The 19,941-nt window shown below is 62.1% G+C and carries 16 protein-coding genes; 3 read left to right on the top strand and 13 right to left on the bottom strand.

Features of this window, described 5'->3' with window-relative positions; genetic code table 11:
• Window positions 1-13: 13 nt before the first annotated feature.
• On the bottom strand, window positions 14-511 hold the full coding sequence (locus tag ACNFBR_RS03220) for a sigma-70 family RNA polymerase sigma factor (protein WP_416734022.1): 498 nt from the start codon (window positions 509-511) through the stop codon (window positions 14-16).
• A gap of 493 nt (window positions 512-1,004) precedes the next feature.
• On the opposite strand from ACNFBR_RS03220, the gene ACNFBR_RS03215 reads away from it, so the two are divergent.
• A complete protein-coding gene (locus tag ACNFBR_RS03215) occupies window positions 1,005-2,168 on the top strand; it encodes a type III PLP-dependent enzyme (RefSeq protein ID WP_016713187.1) in 1,164 nt (387 codons plus the stop codon).
• Between the two features lie 169 nt (window positions 2,169-2,337).
• On the opposite strand, the gene ACNFBR_RS03210 is transcribed toward ACNFBR_RS03215, so the two are convergent.
• Window positions 2,338-3,087 carry a tetratricopeptide repeat protein gene (locus ACNFBR_RS03210; protein ID WP_416733636.1) on the bottom strand — a complete coding sequence of 250 codons (750 nt, stop codon included), beginning with the start codon at window positions 3,085-3,087 and terminating at the stop codon, window positions 2,338-2,340.
• A gap of 3 nt (window positions 3,088-3,090) precedes the next feature.
• The gene (locus ACNFBR_RS03205; protein ID WP_416733635.1) at window positions 3,091-3,771 is read right to left on the bottom strand and encodes a Fe2+-dependent dioxygenase; all 681 of its coding nucleotides are present in this window, start codon (window positions 3,769-3,771) and stop codon (window positions 3,091-3,093) included.
• A gap of 222 nt (window positions 3,772-3,993) precedes the next feature.
• On the opposite strand from ACNFBR_RS03205, the gene ACNFBR_RS03200 reads away from it, so the two are divergent.
• On the top strand, window positions 3,994-6,237 hold the full coding sequence (locus ACNFBR_RS03200; RefSeq protein ID WP_416733634.1) for a TonB-dependent receptor: 2,244 nt from the start codon (window positions 3,994-3,996) through the stop codon (window positions 6,235-6,237).
• 102 nt (window positions 6,238-6,339) lie between these two features.
• Window positions 6,340-8,895 (top strand): PepSY domain-containing protein, encoded by a 2,556-nt coding sequence (locus ACNFBR_RS03195; protein WP_416733633.1) that lies wholly within the window; start codon window positions 6,340-6,342, stop codon window positions 8,893-8,895.
• Window positions 8,896-9,008: 113 nt separating this feature from the next.
• On the opposite strand, the gene ACNFBR_RS03190 is transcribed toward ACNFBR_RS03195, so the two are convergent.
• From ACNFBR_RS03190 to rlmN, 10 genes are all read right to left on the bottom strand, one after another.
• Window positions 9,009-9,800 carry an amidohydrolase gene (locus ACNFBR_RS03190; protein WP_416733632.1) on the bottom strand — a complete coding sequence of 264 codons (792 nt, stop codon included), beginning with the start codon at window positions 9,798-9,800 and terminating at the stop codon, window positions 9,009-9,011.
• Complete coding sequence (locus ACNFBR_RS03185; protein WP_416733631.1) at window positions 9,788-10,936, bottom strand: pyridoxal phosphate-dependent aminotransferase; 1,149 nt, start codon at window positions 10,934-10,936, stop codon at window positions 9,788-9,790. The genes ACNFBR_RS03190 and ACNFBR_RS03185 overlap by 13 nt, the downstream gene beginning before the upstream one ends.
• Before the next feature lie 211 nt (window positions 10,937-11,147).
• A complete protein-coding gene (gene der / locus ACNFBR_RS03180; protein ID WP_416733630.1) occupies window positions 11,148-12,611 on the bottom strand; it encodes a ribosome biogenesis GTPase Der in 1,464 nt (487 codons plus the stop codon).
• Between the two features lie 116 nt (window positions 12,612-12,727).
• Entirely contained in the window at window positions 12,728-13,870 is a 1,143-nt protein-coding gene (bamB, locus tag ACNFBR_RS03175; RefSeq protein WP_416733629.1) for an outer membrane protein assembly factor BamB, read from the bottom strand.
• Entirely contained in the window at window positions 13,871-14,512 is a 642-nt protein-coding gene (locus ACNFBR_RS03170; protein WP_416733628.1) for a tetratricopeptide repeat protein, read from the bottom strand.
• Window positions 14,513-14,551: 39 nt separating this feature from the next.
• Entirely contained in the window at window positions 14,552-15,841 is a 1,290-nt protein-coding gene (gene hisS, locus ACNFBR_RS03165) for a histidine--tRNA ligase (protein WP_416733627.1), read from the bottom strand.
• 25 nt (window positions 15,842-15,866) lie between these two features.
• The gene (gene ispG / locus ACNFBR_RS03160; protein WP_021781776.1) at window positions 15,867-16,976 is read right to left on the bottom strand and encodes a flavodoxin-dependent (E)-4-hydroxy-3-methylbut-2-enyl-diphosphate synthase; all 1,110 of its coding nucleotides are present in this window, start codon (window positions 16,974-16,976) and stop codon (window positions 15,867-15,869) included.
• Window positions 16,977-16,979: 3 nt separating this feature from the next.
• Window positions 16,980-18,017 (bottom strand): RodZ domain-containing protein, encoded by a 1,038-nt coding sequence (locus ACNFBR_RS03155; protein WP_416733626.1) that lies wholly within the window; start codon window positions 18,015-18,017, stop codon window positions 16,980-16,982.
• A complete protein-coding gene (gene pilW / locus ACNFBR_RS03150; protein WP_416733625.1) occupies window positions 18,014-18,775 on the bottom strand; it encodes a type IV pilus biogenesis/stability protein PilW in 762 nt (253 codons plus the stop codon). Before pilW ends, ACNFBR_RS03155 begins: the two co-directional genes overlap by 4 nt.
• A 14-nt stretch (window positions 18,776-18,789) precedes the next feature.
• A complete protein-coding gene (gene rlmN / locus ACNFBR_RS03145) occupies window positions 18,790-19,935 on the bottom strand; it encodes a 23S rRNA (adenine(2503)-C(2))-methyltransferase RlmN (protein ID WP_416733624.1) in 1,146 nt (381 codons plus the stop codon).
• Between the last annotated feature and the right edge of the window lie 6 nt (window positions 19,936-19,941).

The raw sequence follows: 19,941 nt of genomic DNA, 5'->3' as shown, positions 1-19,941 counted from the left end.
GTCTCCTGACTCATCATGCCGACACATCCAGGTGCTCACGCAAATGCCGGAGCGTGCGGATCATATACTTTTCGACCATGTTCTTGCTCAACCCCATGCGCTCGGCGATCTCGGCCTGGGTCAGGCCCTCAAGCTTCTGCCAGATGAACACCTGCCGGCAGTTGAGCGGCAACTCGGCCAACGCCCGCTCGACGCTGTCGGCCAGCTCCAGGGCATGCACGTAGGCCTCCGGGTCGCCACTGCCGCTACTGCCCTCGTCGAAAGCGTCCAGCTCCAGGGCCTGGCGGCGGTCTTCGCGGCGGAAGCCATCCACGGCAATGTTGCGGGCGGTCTGGTGCAAGTAGGCGCGCGGCTGCTCAACCTGCTCGCGCGGGTTTTCCAGTACCCGGACGAAGGCATCGTGGGTGAGGTCCTCGGCCTGCTGACGACTGCGCAGTTTGCGCGTCCAGGTGCCGATCAGCTCATGGTAGTGGTCGAGGAAGCCTTTGTGTCCGGACACGGTCGGGGTCATCAGGGAGGCGGATAGGGTGCGAATAGTAATGTTTCTCATCAAAACCAGCAAATCCGCCAGTCGGTAACAAAAAATTTATCGTTACGTTCATGCACGTGAGTACCAGGAAATCGTGGCCATAAATATGAACACCTGCGGCGTTTTCGCGGGCGCGCCCGCTCCCACAAGAACCGTGTGATGCCTGTGGGAGCGGGCTTGCCCGCGAAGGGGGTGACGCGGTCCATTCCACAATTTTTTACGCTTGAAACACCCTGGGGAACATCAGCCGGTCACATGGGTCGGTTATTCAAATGGCTGGTCGTCGATCCACTTCGATCACGCCCGGATTGCCTGTTGATTCTGCATTCTTCACGCCCTAAAGTGCGCGCCGAACGTCCATGCTGGAAACGATCCATCCGGCTCAAGTACTGAGTAGGCGAACCAAAGTGGGGATACGGAGGACGTTCAGTTTGCAGCCACTTAATCTTTCAGTTTGCCCATGGAGTCCCTGAGCATGTCGATCCAGGTCGAAGACTATTTCGCGCGTGACACCTTCCAGAAAATGAAGGCGTTCGCCGACAAGCAGGAAACCCCGTTCGTACTCATCGATACCCAGATGATCAGCCAGGCCTATGACGACCTGCGCGCCGGTTTCGAATTCGCCAAGGTGTATTACGCGGTCAAGGCCAACCCGGCCGTGGAAATCATCGACCTGCTCAAAGAGAAAGGTTCGAGCTTCGACATCGCCTCGATCTACGAGCTGGACAAAGTACTGGGCCGTGGCGTCAGCGCCGACCGTATCAGCTACGGCAACACCATCAAGAAGTCCAAGGACATCCGCTACTTCTACGAGAAGGGCGTGCGCCTGTACGCCACCGACTCCGAAGCCGACCTGCGCAACATCGCCAAGGCCGCACCGGGTTCGAAAGTGTATGTGCGTATTCTGACCGAAGGCTCCACCACGGCTGACTGGCCGCTGTCGCGCAAGTTCGGCTGCCAGACCGACATGGCCATGGACCTGCTGATTCTCGCCCGCGACCTGGGCCTGGTGCCTTACGGCATCTCCTTCCACGTAGGCTCGCAGCAGCGTGACATCAGCGTGTGGGACGCCGCCATCGCCAAGGTCAAGGTGATCTTCGAGCGCCTGAAAGAAGAAGACGGCATCGAGCTGAAGCTGATCAACATGGGTGGCGGCTTCCCGGCCAACTACATCACCCGCACCAACAGCCTGGAAACCTACGCTGAAGAAATCATTCGCTTCCTGAAGGAAGACTTCGGTGACGAGCTGCCAGAAATCATCCTGGAGCCAGGCCGTTCGCTGATCGCCAACGCCGGTATCCTGGTCAGCGAAGTGGTGCTGGTCGCGCGCAAGTCGCGCACTGCCGTCGAGCGCTGGATCTACACCGACGTGGGCAAGTTCTCCGGCCTGATCGAAACCATGGACGAAGCCATCAAGTTCCCGATCTGGACCGAGAAGAAAGGCGAAGCCGAAGAAGTGGTCATCGCCGGCCCGACCTGCGACAGCGCCGACATCATGTACGAAAACTACAAGTACGGCCTGCCGCTGAACCTGGCCATCGGCGACCGCCTGTACTGGCTGTCGACCGGCGCCTACACCACCAGCTACAGCGCAGTGGAATTCAACGGCTTCCCGCCGCTGAAGGCTTACTACCTGTAATGCACAACGGGGCCGCAAGGCCCCGTTTTCATTTCCTCCAGGCCTACGCGGTCGCTGTAGGAGCAGCCTTGTGCTGCGAAGAGGCCATCACTGTCTTTCGCCATGCCGGCCTCTTCGCAGCACAAGGCTGCTCCTACAGAGACCGCGCTGCCCTGAAACATTTGTGGAGTCATGCCTCGCGCCGTTCGATCTCCTCGGCATACCGTGCCGCAAAGGCCATCAGCACCGGCCCCGCTTTCTGCAAAGTCACCAACGCAGCGCGCAAAAAGTTCATGTTCCCCTCAACCCGCGCCCGCTCCAGCCACTGACCTGCCTCGGCCACCTGCCCGCGCTCGACCAGCACCAGCGCTAGGCTGAACATCCCGCGAAAATCCCCCGCATCAGCCGAACGCCGATACCAACGCACCGCCCGCGCCGGGCTGGGCGCCGTGGCAATGCCTTGCTCCAGGTAACGCCCATACAGGTTCATCGACTTGGCATGCCCCATTTGTGCAGCCTTCTCATAGCACATCAGTGCCTGGGTTTGATTGGCCGGCACACCACGCCCGGTCGCCAGCAGGTTGCCCAGGTTGTACAGGCCCCAGTCCAGCCCGGCATCGGCTGCGCGGGCATAGTGAATGGCCGCCTGGGTCAAACTCGGCTCGCCGCCCCAGCCATGCTCCAGGCAACGCCCGAGCATGTTGTGCGCCATGGCGCTGCCGCCCTGTGCAGCGATGCCGAACCAACGCCGGGCGACGGTGGCATCCTCCTGGATACCACGCCCATCCAGCAGGATCTGCCCCAGCAGCAACTGCGCCTCGACCGCGCCCTGCCCCGCTGCCGCCAGGATCGCCTGGGCGGCCTTGCCCGGGCTTTCCTCGAGCATGGCCTGCAGCCCGGCCACATCCACCACTTCCTCACGTCGCAACTGGTAGGACACGGCTCAGACCTCGGCCCAGCGGCGCAGCAGGTTGTGGTAGGTACCCGTCAGCTGCAACAGCGAAGGATGGTCCGGCACATCGGCGGTCAGTTGCTGGATGGCGTTGTCCATCTCGAACAACAGCGCCCGCTGGCTGTCTTCGCGCACCAGGCTCTGGGTCCAGAAAAACGCCGCGTAACGCTGGCCACGGGTCACCGGGTTGACCTTGTGCAGGCTGGTGCCGGGGTACAGCACCAGGTCACCGGCGGCCAGCTTGACCTGCTGCACGCCATAGGTGTCCTGGATCACCAGCTCACCGCCGTCGTAGCTGTCCGGGTCGCTGAGGAACAGCGTGGACGACAGGTCGGTGCGCACCCGCTCCGGGCTGCCCTTGGGCTGGCGCAGGGCGTTGTCGATGTGGAAACCGAAGTTACCGCCTTCGCGGTAGCAGTTGATCAGCGGTGGGAACACCTTGTGCGGTAACGCCGCAGACATGAAACGCGGGGTTTTCCACAGGCGGTCGATCAATGCGCTGCCAATCTCCTTGGCCAGCGGGTGCCCTTCCGGCAACTGCAGATTGTGCTTGGCCTTGGCCGACTGGTAACCCGCCGTGACCTTGCCATCGGCCCAGTCGGCCTGCTCCAGCGCCTCGCGGATACGGGCCAGTTCATCAGCGTCGAACAGGCCAGGGATGTGAAGCAGCATGGCGGCAGCACCGTTAGGAAATGTAAAGGCGCCAATGATATTGATTCCCTTTTGCGCTACACAAGCCCCATTCGCCGCTTAAGACGTTTCAGCTGTATGAAACCGTAAAGGCAAATTGTAAAGATTGTAAATTCTTCACGAATGGTAACGACTCTCAATTGTTAGTCACAATTGCTTACATTAGTATCCGCCGCCTCAACACCTTGGGGAAGGTCCTTAGCAATGCGCCAGTACGTACCATCTGCTGTGAGTTCGCCACGCCTGCTTGCGTCCGCCATCGGCGTCGCCATCTCTGCTGCCTCGACTGCTCAATTTGCGCTTGCAGATGACCAGGCTGGTGATTCCGTCATTTCATTGGACGCAACCAGCGTCAACGCAGCGCAAGATGTCACCAGCTACAAGACCGACAGCGCCAGCTCCAAGAAATACACCGCGCCTCTGCGTGAAACGCCTAAAAGCGTGACGGTAATCCCGCAACAGGTCATTCGCGACACAGGCGCGACGTCCTTGGTGGATGCTCTGCGTACTACACCCGGCATCACTTTTGGTGCTGGTGAAGGTGGCAACCCGGCAGGTGACCGGCCCATCATTCGTGGCTTCAACGCCGAAAGTGACGTTTTTGTTGATGGCATGCGCGATGTAGCATCGCAGAGCCGCGAAATCTTCAACGTCGAATCGATCGAAGTCAGTAAAGGGCCAGGCTCCGCATTTACCGGTGCAGGATCGACTGGGGGTAGCCTGAACCTGGTTACCAAAACCGCAAAACTCGGTGATAGCTACAACGGCGGCTTCACCTGGGGCTCTGACCAGACCAAACGCACTACGCTGGATCTGAACAAGCAGCTGACCGACACTTCCGCGTTTCGCTTGAACCTGATGAAACACGAAGCCAACGTCGCAGGCCGTGATGATGTGGATGTGAGCCGCTGGGGTGTAGCGCCGTCGTTCGCCTTTGGTCTTGGCACCGATACCCGGGTCACCGTGGGTTACTACCACCTGAAAACCGACGACATGCCAGACTATGGCATCCCTCTGAATCGTAGTGCTACTCGCAGCAAGTACGATGTAGATGGCCCTGCCCACGTTGACCGTGACAATTTTTATGGTCTGAATGGGCGCGACTATCGCAAGACCAGTAACGACAGTGGCACCATTCGTATTGAACATGACCTTAACGACAACCTGACTCTGTCCAATAGTTTCCGGATGTCGCGCTCGACACTCGACTATATCGTCACCAACCCGGACGACAGTAAAGGCAACGTAGCCAACGGCACGGTCTATCGTTCCACTAAGAACCGTAACTCGACCTCCAAGGGCTGGGTCAACCAAACCGACTTGAGCGCCAAGTTCAATACCGGGTTCATCGAACATAGCCTGGTGACAGGTCTTGAGTTCACCTACAGCGACACTCATAACCGAGGTTACGTCATTACTTCGGCCGCAGGTACAGGCACCGTTTGCACCCCAGCCCTGCTTGCTTCGGGCGACTGCACCAGCCTCTATGACCCATCCCCGGATGACAGCTGGTCCGGCACTATCACCGATAGCCCGGCCTACACAGACACCGATACCAAAACCAGCGCTGCTTACGTCTTCGACACGCTGACGTTCAACGAACAGTGGTCACTGAACCTTGGTCTGCGTTATGACGACTACCAAACCAAATCGAGCGGTTACAGCACTGGAGGCCGTGGCTCGGTCGCCGGTGATTTCTCTCGCGAAAACAATGCACATCTGTGGAACTATCAGGTTGGCGTAGTTTATAAGCCATTGCCCAACGGTAGCATCTACGCCGCCTGGTCGACCTCCAGCAACCCATCTGGCGAAAGCAGCGGCAACGGCGGCCTGGAACTCGCGGTCAACAACAGCAACCTAGATCCAGAACGTAACCGCAACTACGAAATTGGCACTAAGTGGGACTTCTTCGACGACAACCTGTCGTTGACAGCTGCCTTGTTCCGCACCGACAAAACCAATGCACGCGTCACCGATCCTGACAACGCCACCTATCAAGTCCTGGACGGAGAGCAAAGGGTTCAAGGTGTTGAGCTGACCTACTCGGGCAACCTGACCAGCAAGTGGAAGGTCTACGGTGGCTACACCTACATGGAAAGCGAGATCGTGAAAACGTCTACCGCCGCTAACGAAGGCAACCACATGCCTAGCACGCCGCGTAACAACTTCACCTTCTGGTCGACCTACGACATCATCCCTCAGCTGACCGTTGGCGCCGGGGCTACTTTTGTTGACTCGCGCTTCGGTGATGAAGCCAACTCCGTCGAAGTGCCTTCCTACTGGCGCTATGACGCTATGGCAACCTATCGCCTGACGAAAAATGTTGATTTGCAATTGAATGTGCAAAACCTGACTGACAAACGTTACTTCGATCAGGTCTTCGCTCCGCATTACGCTCACGTGGCACCTGGTCGTACCGCACTCATGAGCGCCAACTTCCACTTCTAAAAAAGTTACCCCGAGCCCCGTTCACTCTTGTGAGCGGGGCTTTTGCGTATCAAGGCATAATGCATACCGCGCAGTCTGCGGCAGTAAGACAAGGTGATCGATGTGGTGAAGAAGACGCTGTTCCAATTGCACTGGTTCTTTGGCATCACCGCAGGCCTGGTGCTGGCCTTGATGGGCATTACCGGGGCCTTGTATTCGTTCCAGGAAGAACTGCTGCGCGCATTCAATGCCGACGTGCTCAAGGTGCAAGTGCGCGCCGAAGGCGTGCTGCCGCCAGCCGAGCTGGTCCAGCGCGTCGAGGCCCAGCAACACGACAAGGTGTCGATGCTGTGGGTCGACGTGCGTGAAGGCAACGCCGCACGCATCTTCTTCATGCCGCCACCGGGCGAACGCCGTGGCGAGCTGCGCTATGCCGACCCGTACACCGGTGAACTCAAGGGCGAAGTGGCCGGGCAAGGCTTCTTCAACCTCATGCTCAACCTGCACCGCTTCCTGGCCATGGGCGACACCGGCCGACAGATCACCGGTGCCTGCACCCTGATGCTGGTGTTCTTCTGCCTGTCCGGCCTTTACCTGCGCTGGCCGCGCAAGGCGCTGGACTGGCGCACCTGGCTGACCTTCGACTGGGCCAAGAAAGGCCGCGCCTTCAACTGGGACCTGCACGCCGTGGCCGGCACCTGGTGCCTGCTGTTCTATCTGCTGTTCGCCCTGACTGGGCTGTTCTGGTCCTACGAGTGGTACCGCGAAGGCCTGAACAAGCTGCTGGCCGACGCGCCCGCCGCCGGCCAGCAACAAAAGCGCGGCGAAGGCCGTGGCCGCCACGGGCCGCAAAAGGTCGACAAGAACGCCCCGCCGCTGGTGGTGGACTACGACGCCATCTGGGCCAGCCTCAAGGACGCCGCCGGCCCGGGCCTGGCCGCCTACAACCTGCGCCTGCCACCCGCTGGCGGCCAGCCGGCCAACCTGTTCTACCTGCAGGACAACGCCGACCACCCGCGCGCCTTCAACACCCTGGTGCTGGACCCGGCCAGCGGCCAGGTGAAAAGCCATGACCGCTACACCGACAAGTCCTTCAAGGCCCAGCTGCTGCAGAGCGTCTACGCCCTGCACGTCGGTGAATACTTCGGCCTGCCGGGGCGCATCATCGTCACCGTCGCCAGCCTGACCATGCCACTGTTCTTCGTCACCGGCTGGCTGCTGTACCTCGACCGCCGCCGCAAGAAGCGCCAGGTACGTGAAGCCCGTGGCAATGTCGCCAGCAACAGCGGCAGTGGCGACAGCTGGCTGATCGGCTTTGCCAGCCAGAGCGGCTTCGCCGAACAACTGGCATGGCAAAGTGCGGGGCAATTGCAAGCCGCCGGCCTGCCGGTGCAAGTGCGTGCCCTGGCCGAGCTGGGTGAAAACGACCTGCGCCAGGCCCGCCGCGCGCTGTTCGTGGTCAGTACCTTCGGCGATGGCGAAGCCCCCGACAGCGCCCGCGCCTTCGAGCGCAAGGTGCTGGGCCAGCCCTGGGCGCTGAACGACCTCAACTATGCCCTGCTCGCCCTCGGCGACCGCCAGTACCCGCACTTCTGCGGCTTCGCCCGCCGCCTGCAGGCGTGGTTGGGCGAGCGCGGTGCCAGCAGCGCCTTCAGCCCGGTGGAAGTGGACAACGCCGACCAGGCCGCCCTGCAGCAGTGGCAGCAGGAACTGGCGCAACTGACCGGCGCCCAGCCGGTGGCCGCGTGGCAGCCGCCAAGCTTTGGCAACTGGTCGCTGGTACGCCGCGAACTTTTGAACCCGGGCAGCCAGGGTCAACCGGTGTACCTGCTGGGCTTGCAACCGCAAGAGCCTGCCAGCTGGGAGGCTGGCGACCTGGTAGAGATCCTGCCGCTCAATGGGCAGCCACGAGTTGACGCGTTCCTGAACGGCATGGCACTGGACGCCGGGGCCAAGGTGCAGGTCAATGGCCTTGGCGAAACCCTCGCCCAAGCCCTCGCCGGTCGTCAATTGCCAGGCCGTCGTGATCACCTGATCGGCTTGCAGCCGCAGGCGCTGGTAGATGCACTGGTGCCGATCGGCAGTCGTGAATACTCGATTGCCTCCATCGCCAGCGATGGCGTGCTGGAGCTGATCGTCCGCCAGGAGCGCCATGCCGATGGCAACCTGGGCCTGGGTTCGGGCTGGCTGACTGAATATCTGCCGCTGAACGGCACGCTGAGCCTGCGCCTACGGCGTAACAGCGGGTTCCACCTGCCGGAGTCAGCTGCACCGATGATCCTGATCGGTAACGGCACGGGCCTGGCCGGCCTGCGTAGTCTGATCCGCGCACGGGTTAATGCCGGCGAGCAGCGTAACTGGCTGCTGTTTGGCGAGCGTAACCGGGCACATGACCTGCTGTGTGGCGGCGAGTTGCAAGGCTGGCTGGACCACGGCGACCTGGCACGGCTGGACCTGGCGTTCTCGCGGGATCAGGCCGAGAAGGTGTATGTGCAGGATGTGTTGCTGCAGCAGGCTGAGGAACTCAAGCGTTGGGTGGCGGATGGCGCATGCGTGTACGTCTGCGGCAGTCTGCAAGGGATGGCTGCGGGGGTGGATGCAGCGCTCAACGGCATTCTCGGTGAGGCCACTGTGCAGCAGCTGATCGAGGATGGGCGGTATCGGCGGGATGTGTACTGATCTGATATTGATGTAAAGGCTACTGGCCTCTTCGCAGCACAAGGCTGCTCCTACAGGTGTAGCGCATACCTTGTAGGAGCAGCCTTGTGCTGCGAAAGGGCCGGTACCGGCTGTCAGTGCAACTCGAAGGTATCGGCATCCAGGTTGGCCGGGAACTTGGCCCGGTACGCCGCCAGTTCCGCCGCACTCAACACAGCAGTAAACACCCCGTCCGCCTCCCCGGCACTGAGCAGGCTCTCGCCCTGGAAGTCCAGCACCTGGCTGTCACCCGAATACGCAAAGCCTTTGCCATCCGTGCCCACCCGGTTCACCGCTGCCACATAGCACAGGTTCTCGATACCCCGCGCCGGCAGCAGCCGGTTCCAGTGCTGGCGGCGCGCAGCCGGCCAGTTGGCGGTGTACAGCAGCAGGTCGGTGTCCTGGGCATCGCGGCTCCACACCGGGAAGCGCAGGTCGTAGCAGATCAACGGGCGAATTCGCCAACCTTTGACCTCGAACTGCACCTGCCGCTCGCCTGGGGTGTAATGCTTGTGCTCACCCGCCATGCGGAACAGGTGGCGTTTGTCATAGTGCAGAATCTCGCCATCCGGGCGCGCCCACAGCAAGCGGTTGCGGTGGCTGCCATCGGCGGCCTGGATGATCACACTGCCGGTAATCACCGCGTTGTACTTCTTCGCCTGGGCCTTCAACCATTTGTAGGTCGGGCCGTTCTCTGGCTCGCACAGGCTTTCCGACTGCATGGAAAAACCGGTGGTGAACATTTCCGGGAGGATCACCAGGTCCACCTCCCCCACCTGCTCCAGCAGCACCTCGAAGTGCGCATAGTTGGCCTCGCGGTCGTGCCAGGCCAGGGTGGTTTGCACCAGGGCGACTCTCAGGTTCGGCAGTGTGCTCAGATCGCGCATAGTCTTTCCGCTGCCTGACGCAGCGTCTCCTCTCGTTTGGCAAAGCACAGGCGCACCAGGCGTTGCTCGGGGATGGGGTGCTGGTAGAACACTGATACCGGGATGGTCGCCACGCCGTGCTCGCGGGTGAGCCACAGCGACATGTCGACGTCGTTCAGGTCGGGGCGGATCTGCGAGTAGTCCACCAGCTGGAAATAAGTGCCCGCCGTGCGGGTGAAACTGAACCGCGAACCGTCCAGCAAGCCGCAGAACAGGTCGCGCTTGGCCTGGTAAAAGGCCGGCAACTCATCGATATGCTCAGGGTGCTCGGCCATGAAGTCGGCCAGTGCGCACTGCAGTGGCGTCACCCCGCAGAAATTGACGTACTGGTGCACCTTGCGCAGCTCTGCGCTCAGCGCTGGCGGGGCGACCACATAGCCGGTCTTCCAGCCGGTAACGTGGTAGGTCTTGCCGAACGAGCTGACCACGAAGGCGCGTTGATACAGCTGCTCGTGGGCCAGCACGCTGGCGTGGCGAACGCCGTCGTAAACCAGGTGCTCGTAGACTTCATCGCTGACCAGGTAGATATCGCGGTCGGCAATCAGCGTTGCCAGCTGATCGAGGTCTTCACGGGTGATCAGCGCGCCACTGGGGTTGTGCGGCGAGTTGAGGATGACCATGCGCGTGCGCGGGCTCAGGGCATCGCTGAACTTCTGCCAGTCGATGCGGAAGTCGCCGTCGCTCAATTGCACATGCACGCAGCGGCCACCGGCCAGTTCCACCGAAGGCTCGTAGCTGTCATAGCACGGGTCGAAGACGATCACCTCGTCACCGGCATGCACCACCGCCTGGATGGCACAGAAGATCGCCTCGGTGGCGCCGGGGGTGATGGTCACCTCCTGGTCGGCATCCACCCTGGCGCCGTACAGGCGCTCGGCTTTGGCCGCCACCTGTTGGCGCAGGGCCGGCAGGCCGGTCATTGGCGAATACTGGTTATGCCCGGCAGCCACATGCCGGCCTACTGCATCGAGCAGCGCCTGCGGGCCGTTGAAATCGGGGAAGCCTTGCGACAGGTTGAGCGCGCCGGTCTGCACGGCGAGCTGGGACATGGTGGTGAAGATGGTCGTGCCGACATTCGGCAGTTTGCTGCGGATCATGGAGCCCTCTTTCCTGGGGTGTATCCGGCACGGGGTGGAGTCCGAGCATAGCGGATCGAGCGGTCAGGAAAAAGGTTGAAACAATGGGGGTATTGCGCTGGGTCAAAGGCCCTCTTCGCGGGCTCGCCCGCTCCCACAGATACTCCACAACGCTGGAGGGCTTTGCAGTAACTGTGGGAGCGGGCACGCCCGCGAAGAAGTCGACGCGGAATCAGCGCTTGTCGCGACGCTTCTTCTCGGCCTTCTTGTGGTGCGACATCAGGCGGCGTTTCTTGTTGACCTGGCGATCGGTGAGGGTGTTTTTCTTGCCCTCGTACGGGTTCTCGCCACCTTTGTACTCGATGCGAATCGGCGTACCGACCAGCTTCAGCACACGGCGGTAGGTGTTTTCCAGGTAACGCGAGTACGACTTCGGAATCTTCTCGGTCTGGTTGCCGTGGATCACGATCAGTGGCGGGTTGGCACCACCCAGGTGAGCATAGCGCAGCTTGATGCGGCGACCGTTGACCAGCGGCGGCTGGTGCTCGCTGACGGCATCTTCGAGGATCTGCGTCAGGCGGCTGGTCGGCCAGCGGGTGACCGCCGACTTGAACGCAGCCTGCACCGACTTGTACAGGTTGCCCACGCCCGTGCCGTGCAAGGCGGAGATGAAGTGGATGTCGGCGAAGTCGACGAAGAACAGCCGGCGCTCCAGCTCGGTCTTCACGTAGTCGCGCTCGCCCGGCTGCATGCCATCCCACTTGTTCAGGGCGATGACGATGGCGCGGCCGGCTTCCAGGGCGAAGCCCAACAGGTTCAGGTCATGGTCGACCACACCTTCGCGGGCGTCCATGACGAAGATCACCACGTTGGCGTCCTTGATCGCCTGCAGCGTCTTCACCACCGAGAACTTCTCGACTTCCTCGTGGATCTTGCCGCGCTTGCGCACGCCGGCGGTGTCGATGAAGGTGTACTTCTCGTCATCGCGCTCGAACGGGATATAGATACTGTCGCGGGTGGTGCCCGGCTGGTCGTACACCACCACGCGCTCTTCGCCGAGCATGCGGTTGACCAGGGTCGACTTGCCCACGTTCGGGCGGCCGATGATGGCGATCTTGATGCCATCTTTTTCGCTTGGGCCAGGGATGCGCACGGCCTCTTCGCCTTCGGCGACTTCAGCGTCCAGTGCTTCTTCGACCTGGTCACGCGGCACGTGGCCGAGCACGGCTTCCATCAGCGCGTTGATGCCGCGGCCCTGGGAACCGGCCACCGGAATGGCGTTGCCCATGCCCAGTGGCGAGAACTCGGCGCGGGCGACGTCGGCGTCAATGTTGTCGATCTTGTTGGCGACCAGAATCGCCTCTTTGTTGCGCTTGCGCAGGTGCTCGGCAATCATCTGGTCAGCGGCGGTCATGCCGGCGCGGGCATCGACCAGGAACAGCACATAGTCGGCTTCTTCGATGGCCATGAGCGACTGCTCGGCCATTTTCTCGTCCATGCCCACTTCGTCACCGGTGATACCGCCGGTGTCGATCAAAATGAAGGAACGACCCTGCCAGGTGGCGTCACCGTACTGGCGGTCACGGGTCAGGCCCGACAGGTCACCGACGATGGCATCGCGGGTTTTGGTCAGGCGGTTGAACATGGTGGATTTGCCGACGTTCGGGCGGCCCACCAGGGCTATTACGGGAACCATCGGCTCTCCACTCTCGAATTCTTGAAAATGCAAAGGCCGCTGCAAGGCAGCGGCCGGAGTACGGGCGGCGTGTCCTACGCCGCGGCTTGAAGCCCGCCAAGGCTTCAAGCATAGCTTCAGCGGACGGTCAGTGCCTCGAGCTTGCCGCTGTTGCCGAAGACATAGATGGTGTCGCCGACCACAAGTGGGCGGGCGCGCAGGCCATCGCTGTCGATGCGCTCACGGCCGACGAAGCGGCCATCGACCTGGCTCAGCAGGTGCAGGTAACCTTCGAAGTCACCTACCGCTACGTAGCTGGAAAACACTTCCGGCGCCGACAACTGACGGCGGGCCATGGTGTCGTTGGTCCACAGGGCGCTGGAAGTGCGCTCGTCGACGCTTTCCACGGTACCCGACGCTTCGCTGACGTAGACATTGCCGAAACCTTGGGCGACGCCCACGTAGCTGGAAGCATCGCGCTGCCACAGCACACGGCCGCTTTCCAGGTCCAGGCCCGCTACACGGCCCTGGTAGGTGCTGACGTACAGGGTTTCACCGGACAGCAGCAGGCCGCCGTCGATGTCCACCACACGGTCCAGCTCGGAACGGCCCTGCGGGATGGCCACGCGGCTTTCCCACACCGGCACGCCGTTGTTGATATCCACCGCGACCACCTTGCCAGTGGACAGGCCGGCAATGGCCAGACGGTTGGTGGCGATCGGCGCACCGGTGCCACGCAGGGTCAGTACGGCCGGGGTGTTTTCGTAGATCCAGCGGCGGTCGCCAGTGGCGGCATCCAGGCCGATCAGGCGGTCATCCTGGGTCTGCACCACCACCACATCACCGTTGTTGGCAGGCGGGGCCAGCACTTCGCTGGTCACGCGGGAGCGCCAACGCTCCTCGCCGGTGCTGGAGTCCAGGGCAATGACTTCACCCTTGAGGGTTCCGAGCATGACCAGGCCGTAGCCTACGCCGACAGCGCCGGAAACCTGCAGCTCCAGGTCCTTCTTCCACACCACGTCGCCGGTGATGCGATCGAGGGCGAAGACTTCGCCATTGACGTCGGAAGCGTAGATACGGTCGTTTTCGATGGCCGGTACCAAGGTGTTGTAGGTTTCACCCTGGCCGTCACCGATCGAACGGCTCCACTGCTTCTTCAGCACCACTTCTTCGGTGAACTTGGTCAGCTCGGCCGGGGGCAGTTCCTTCTTGCTGTTGCTGCTGCAACCTGCGGCCAGTACGGCCAGGGTCAGCACTGCTGCATGTTTCCAACCGATCACTTACGCGTCCCCTTTAGCCAGGTCATCCAGCTTCAATTGCAGGCCACCGACCGCCGCGTCATCGGACAGCGCAGCCTTGGCTTTTTCGTAAGCACTGTGCGCGTCGTTGGCGCGACCCAGCTGTACCAGCAGGTCACCCTTCAACTCTTCACGGCTGGCCAGGAAGGCTTTGTCGGCGTCGCCGTCGAGCAGCTTGAGGGCTTCCTCGGCCTTGTTCTGGGCGGCCAGCACACGCGCCAGACGCTGGCGCGAAATTTCGCCCAGGGTCACGTCGGCCGGCTTGTCCAGCACGCTTTTCAGCTCGGCGGCAGCATCGTCGAGCTTGCCGGTCTCGACCGCTACCTTGGCCACGAACAGGCTGCCGTATTGGGCATAGGCGGTGCCGCCGAACTCGCTCTTGAGCTTGCCGGCCAGTTCCGCGACCTTGGTGGCGTCTGGCTGGCCAGTCGGCGTCAGGCTGGTTTCAAGCAAAGCCTGATACAGCTGCGAGGCACCTTGCGACTGGTTGTTCTGGTACTTGTGCCAGGTGTTCCAGCCCAGCACCACCACGCCCGCCAGCAATGCGCCGGTCAGCAGCGGCTTGCCGTTGCGGTTCCACCAGTCCTTGACCCCTGCCAGGTCATCATCATCGGTACTCGACACCCCAATACTCCTTTTCGCCTATTCGCTTGTTGAACCGCGTTACGCCTGCGCGATCGCGGTTTCCAGGTGCTCTGCAAGAGCATCCCAGGCAATGTTCTGTTGTTCGCCCTGGCCACGCAGGGGCTTCAAGCCGATTTCTTGCTTGGCCAGTTCGTCGTCGCCGAGGATCAGGGCGAACAGCGCACCGCTCTTGTCGGCTTTCTTGAACTGGCTCTTGAAACTGCCACCACCGGCGTTGACTGCCAGGCGCAGGCCCGGCAGGCGGTCGCGCAGGCTTTCGGAAAGGCGCAGGCCAGCCAGCTCCGCCTGCTCGCCAAAGGCGCACAGGTAAACGTCGATCTGACGGCTGATGGACTCCGGTACCTTGCCCAGGGTTTCCAGCAGCAGGATCAAGCGCTCGATGCCCATGGCGAAGCCAACGCCCGTGGTCGGTTTGCCGCCCATCTGCTCGACCAGGCCATCGTAGCGGCCACCGGCACACACGGTGCCCTGGGCACCGAGCTTGTCGGTCACCCACTCGAACACGGTCTTGCTGTAATAGTCCAGGCCACGCACCAGCTTGGTGTTGATCACGAACGGAATGCCGGCGGCGTCCAGACGGGCCTTGAGGCCCTCGAAGTGCACGCGCGACGCTTCGTCCAGGTAGTCTTCCAGCTTCGGCGCGCCCACCAGCACCGCCTGGGTGTTCTGGTCCTTGCTGTCGAGAATGCGCAACGGGTTGCTCTTCAGGCGACGCTGGCTGTCTTCGTCCAACTGCTCCAGGCGCGCCGAGAGGAACTCGACCAGCGCGTCGCGGTAGCGTGCACGGGCCTCACTGGTACCCAGGCTGTTGAGCTCGAGCTTGACCGCGTCCTGGATGCCCAGCAGGCCCCACAGGCGCCAGGTCAGCATGATCAGCTCGGCGTCGATGTCCGGGCCGTCCAGGTTGAACACTTCCACGCCAATCTGGTGGAACTGGCGATAGCGGCCTTTCTGTGGGCGCTCGTGGCGGAACATCTGGCCGATGTACCACAGTTTCTGCACCTGGCCGTTGCCGGTGATGCCATGCTCGAGCACGGCGCGCACGCAGGCCGCGGTGCCTTCAGGGCGCAGGGTCAGCGAATCGCCGTTGCGGTCCTCGAAGGTGTACATCTCTTTTTCGACGATGTCGGTCACTTCACCGATCGAGCGCTTGAACAGCTCGGTGAACTCGACGATCGGCGTGCGGATCTGGCTGTACCCGTAGGTATCCAGCAGGCCGGCCACGGTGCCTTCGAAGTAGCGCCACAGCGGCGACTGTTCTGGCAGGATGTCGTTCATGCCACGGATGGCTTGCAGCGATTTGCTCACGAAAAGTCCTTACGAATTCTGTGTGTCAGCCACGGACGATCAGCGCCGCGTCGGCTTCGGCCTTTTCGGCCGCTTTCTGGCGGATGAGTTTTTCCAGCTCATCGACCAGGTTGTCATTGGTCAGCTTCTGCGCAGGCTTGCCGTCAATGTAGATCAGGTTCGGCGTACCACCGGTCAGGCCTACATGGGCTTCCTTGGCTTCGCCCGGGCCGTTGACCACGCAACCGATCACCGCCACGTCCAGCGGCACCAGCAGGTCTTCAAGGCGCCCTTCCAGCTCGTTCATGGTCTTGACCACATCGAAGTTCTGCCGCGAGCAGCTCGGGCAGGCGATGAAGTTGATGCCACGCGAACGCAGGTGCAGCGACTTGAGGATGTCGTAGCCGACTTTCACTTCTTCGACCGGGTCGGCCGCCAACGAGATACGAATGGTATCGCCAATGCCTTCGGCCAGCAGCATACCGAGGCCGACGGCGGATTTCACCGTCCCTGAACGCAGGCCACCGGCTTCGGTGATGCCCAAGTGCAGCGGCTGCACGATCTGCTTGGCCAGCAGGCGGTAGGCTTCGACGGCCATGAACACGTCGGAGGCCTTGACGCTGACCTTGAAGTCCTGGAAATCCAGGCGGTCGAGGTGCTCGACGTGGCGCAGCGCCGACTCGACCAGCGCGGCCGGGGTTGGTTCGCCGTACTTCTTCTGCAGGTCTTTTTCCAGGGAGCCGGCGTTGACCCCGATACGGATCGGGATACCGCGGTCGCGGGCGGCATCGACCACGGCGCGCACACGGTCTTCACGGCCGATGTTGCCCGGGTTGATGCGCAGGCAATCGACGCCCAGCTCGGCGACCCGCAGGGCGATCTTGTAGTCGAAATGGATGTCGGCAACTAGCGGCACGCTGACCAACTGCTTGATCTTGCCGAATGCCTCGGCGGCGTCCATGTCCGGCACCGATACCCGCACGATGTCCACGCCGGCATCGACCAGGCGCTGGATTTGCGCCACGGTGGCGGCCACATCGTTGGTATCGGTGTTGGTCATGCTCTGCACCGCGATGGGCGCATCGCCACCCACCGGCACATTGCCGACCCAGATTTTGCGGGATTCGCGACGTTTGATCGGAGATTCGCCGTGCATGACTTACTGTCCCAACTTCAGGCGAGCGGTCTCGCCACTGGTGAACGGGGCAACATCGACGGGCTGGCCGTTGTAGCTGACCTGGGCGCCACGGGCAAAGCCCAGGCGCACCGCGAACGGCGGCTTGCCGGTCAGCTCGAGGTTGTCCCCCTTGCGCTTGATGGCGCTGAACAGCACCTTGCCGTTGCCGTCGCTGACCTGGGTCCAGCAGTCGGCGGTGAACTGGATGGCGACCTTGGCACTGCCGGCCGGTACTGCCGCAGGCTCGGCGGCGGCCACGGTCGGCGCAGGTGCGGCGGGCGCAACGGCGGCCGGTGCTGCTGGGCTAGCCGGTGCTACCGAGGCAGGCGCAACAGCAGGTGCGGGTTGCACAGGTGGCTGCTGAGCCGGTACCGCAGCAGGTGCTTCGGCAACGGCTGGCGCCGAGCTTGCCGGCGCCTGTTCAGCCGTGGCGGCAGGCTGCTCGACAGCGCCCTGTTCCAGGGCCAACGGTGCGCTCTCGGCTTGCTGGCCTACGGAAACGGCCTGGTCTTCAGGCTCATCGAGCGGGTGAATTTGCGTGGTGCCGTCGGCGCTTTCGACCTCGACGTGCTCCAGGGCAATCTTTGCCAGGTCCTTGCCACGCAGGCTGCCCTGATCCTGCCACCAGACGAAGCCACCACCGACCACGGCCACCAGCAACAGCAGGCTGACGCCGCGCAGGATGTTGTGCGACAGGCGCACCGGCTCTTCGATACGGCCCAGCGAATGCACTTCGCTGCCTTTGGCGTGGGTACCGGTGTAACGGTCGAAGGCGTCTACCAGGGCGGCCTGGTCGAGGTCCATCAGCTTGGCATAGGCGCGAATATAGCCACGCGCGAAAGTATGCCCGGGCAGCTTGTCGAAGGCGCCGGTTTCCACGTGGTTCAACGAACTGACAGTGAGGTTGAGCTTGCGGGCCACCTCGGCTTGGGACCAGTCCCGTTTCTCACGGGCCAGGCGCAAAAGCTCACCGGGGTTCTGGCCAGGCGCTACGGCTACTTCGGGATGCGCGGCGTTCATCGTTGCTCCGACAGGTATTGCTGATATTCCGGCGTACCGGGATAAAGTCGTTGTAATTGCTGGCCCATTTCGGCCAGAGCGCCTTGCTCGTCGAACACCCTGGCAAGGCGGCTGCCCAGCAGCAGGCTACGGGCGTCGTGGTCGCTCAACTGGCTGAAACGATCGTAGTAGTCCCGGGCCGGCACATAATGCCTGTTTTCGTAGGACAACTCAGCCATTTCCAACAACGCTTTCGGTTGCCGCTGGTTGAGTTGCAATGCTTTCAACAAATACGCGTGCGCCTGGTCGCGGCGTTCAAGCTTCAGGGCGGTCAGGCCCAGGTTCTCGTACACGCGTGAGCGCTCAGGATACAGGGTATCGGCACTGGCCAGGCGAAACATCTGCTTGGCCTCGGCAAATCGCCCCTGAGCATAAAGGAAACTGCCGTAATTGTTGCGAATTCGCGTGTTGCCGTCGCTTATCTGCAGGGCCTTGCGAAAGTGCGCTTCAGCCAGCGACGGCTCGCCTTCGGCTTGAAACACCAGTGCCAGCGCGGCGTGGGCGTCGGCATCCTGGCCATCCAGCGCCAGGGCTTTGCCCAGCGGCGCCTTGGCCTGTTCGGTCAAACCCTGTTGCAAATAACCCAGGCCAAGCTGCACATAGGCCCGCCCCGCCTCCGCCCTGCCCTGGCGACTGGCCAGGGGATCGCCCGCGCCGCCCGACACGCAGCCGGCCAGCAGCGAAAGCGCAAGGATCGACAGCGCGGCGCGCAGGCTCATGGGCATGGTCCTGGTCAGTGGCTGGCGGCGCTGTCCTGCAGCTCGACGTCTGCGGATAGCTGGCGAACAGCGATGTAGCGCTCACTGCGGCGGGTGCGGTCGTTGACCTGGCCGACCAGTTGCCCACAGGCAGCGTCGATATCGTCGCCACGGGTGGTGCGGGTGGTGACGTTGAAACCACCGTGGTGCAACAGGTCCTGGAAGCGACGAATGGCGTTGTTGCTCGGCCGCTCGTAGCCCGAATGCGGGAACGGGTTGAACGGGATCAGGTTGATCTTGCAGGGAACGTCGCGCAGCAGTTCGATCATCTGCGCGGCATGCTCAGGCTGGTCGTTGACGTCCTTGAGCAGGGTGTACTCGACGGTGAGCACGCGCTTGCCGCCCAAGGTGGACATGTAGCCCATGCAGGATTCCAGCAACACCTTCAGCGGGTACTTCTTGTTGATCGGAACCAGCTGGTTACGCAGCTCGTCGTTCGGTGCGTGCAGCGACAGGGCCAGCGACACGTCGATGTGCTTGGCCAGTTCGTCGATCATCGGCACCACGCCCGAGGTGGACAGGGTGACGCGACGCTTGGAAATGCCATAGCCAAGGTCATCCATCATGATTTTCATGGCGGCGATGACGTTGTCGAAGTTCAGCAAGGGCTCGCCCATGCCCATCATGACCACGTTGGTAATGGCGCGGTCGACTTTGGCAGGGACGGTCCCGAAGGATTTGTTGGCAAGCCACACCTGGCCGATCACTTCGGCGGCGGTGAGGTTGCTATTGAAGCCTTGCTTGCCGGTGGAGCAGAAACTGCAGTCCAGGGCACAGCCGGCTTGCGACGATACGCACAGGGTGCCGCGATCGTCGGTAGGGATATAGACGGTCTCGACGCAGCTGCCAGAGGCAACGCGGATCACCCACTTGCGGGTACCGTCGGCGGAAATGTCTTCACTGACCACTTCCGGTGGGCGAATCTCGGCAACGGCCTCGAGCTTTTCGCGCAAGACCTTGCCTACGTTGGTCATGGCCGCAAAGTCGGACACGCCAAAATGGTGAATCCATTTCATCACCTGGCCGGCACGGAAGCGCTTCTCCCCGATAGAGTCGAAGAATTGTTCCATTTCCGGCTGGGTCAGACCCAACAGGTTGATTTTGCCAGTAGATGTCGTCATGGATTC

It is taken from the genome of Pseudomonas sp. NY11955 (genome assembly GCF_048068035.1).
GTDB lineage: Bacteria > Pseudomonadota > Gammaproteobacteria > Pseudomonadales > Pseudomonadaceae > Aquipseudomonas.
This window is presented reverse-complemented; position numbering and strand designations above follow the sequence as displayed.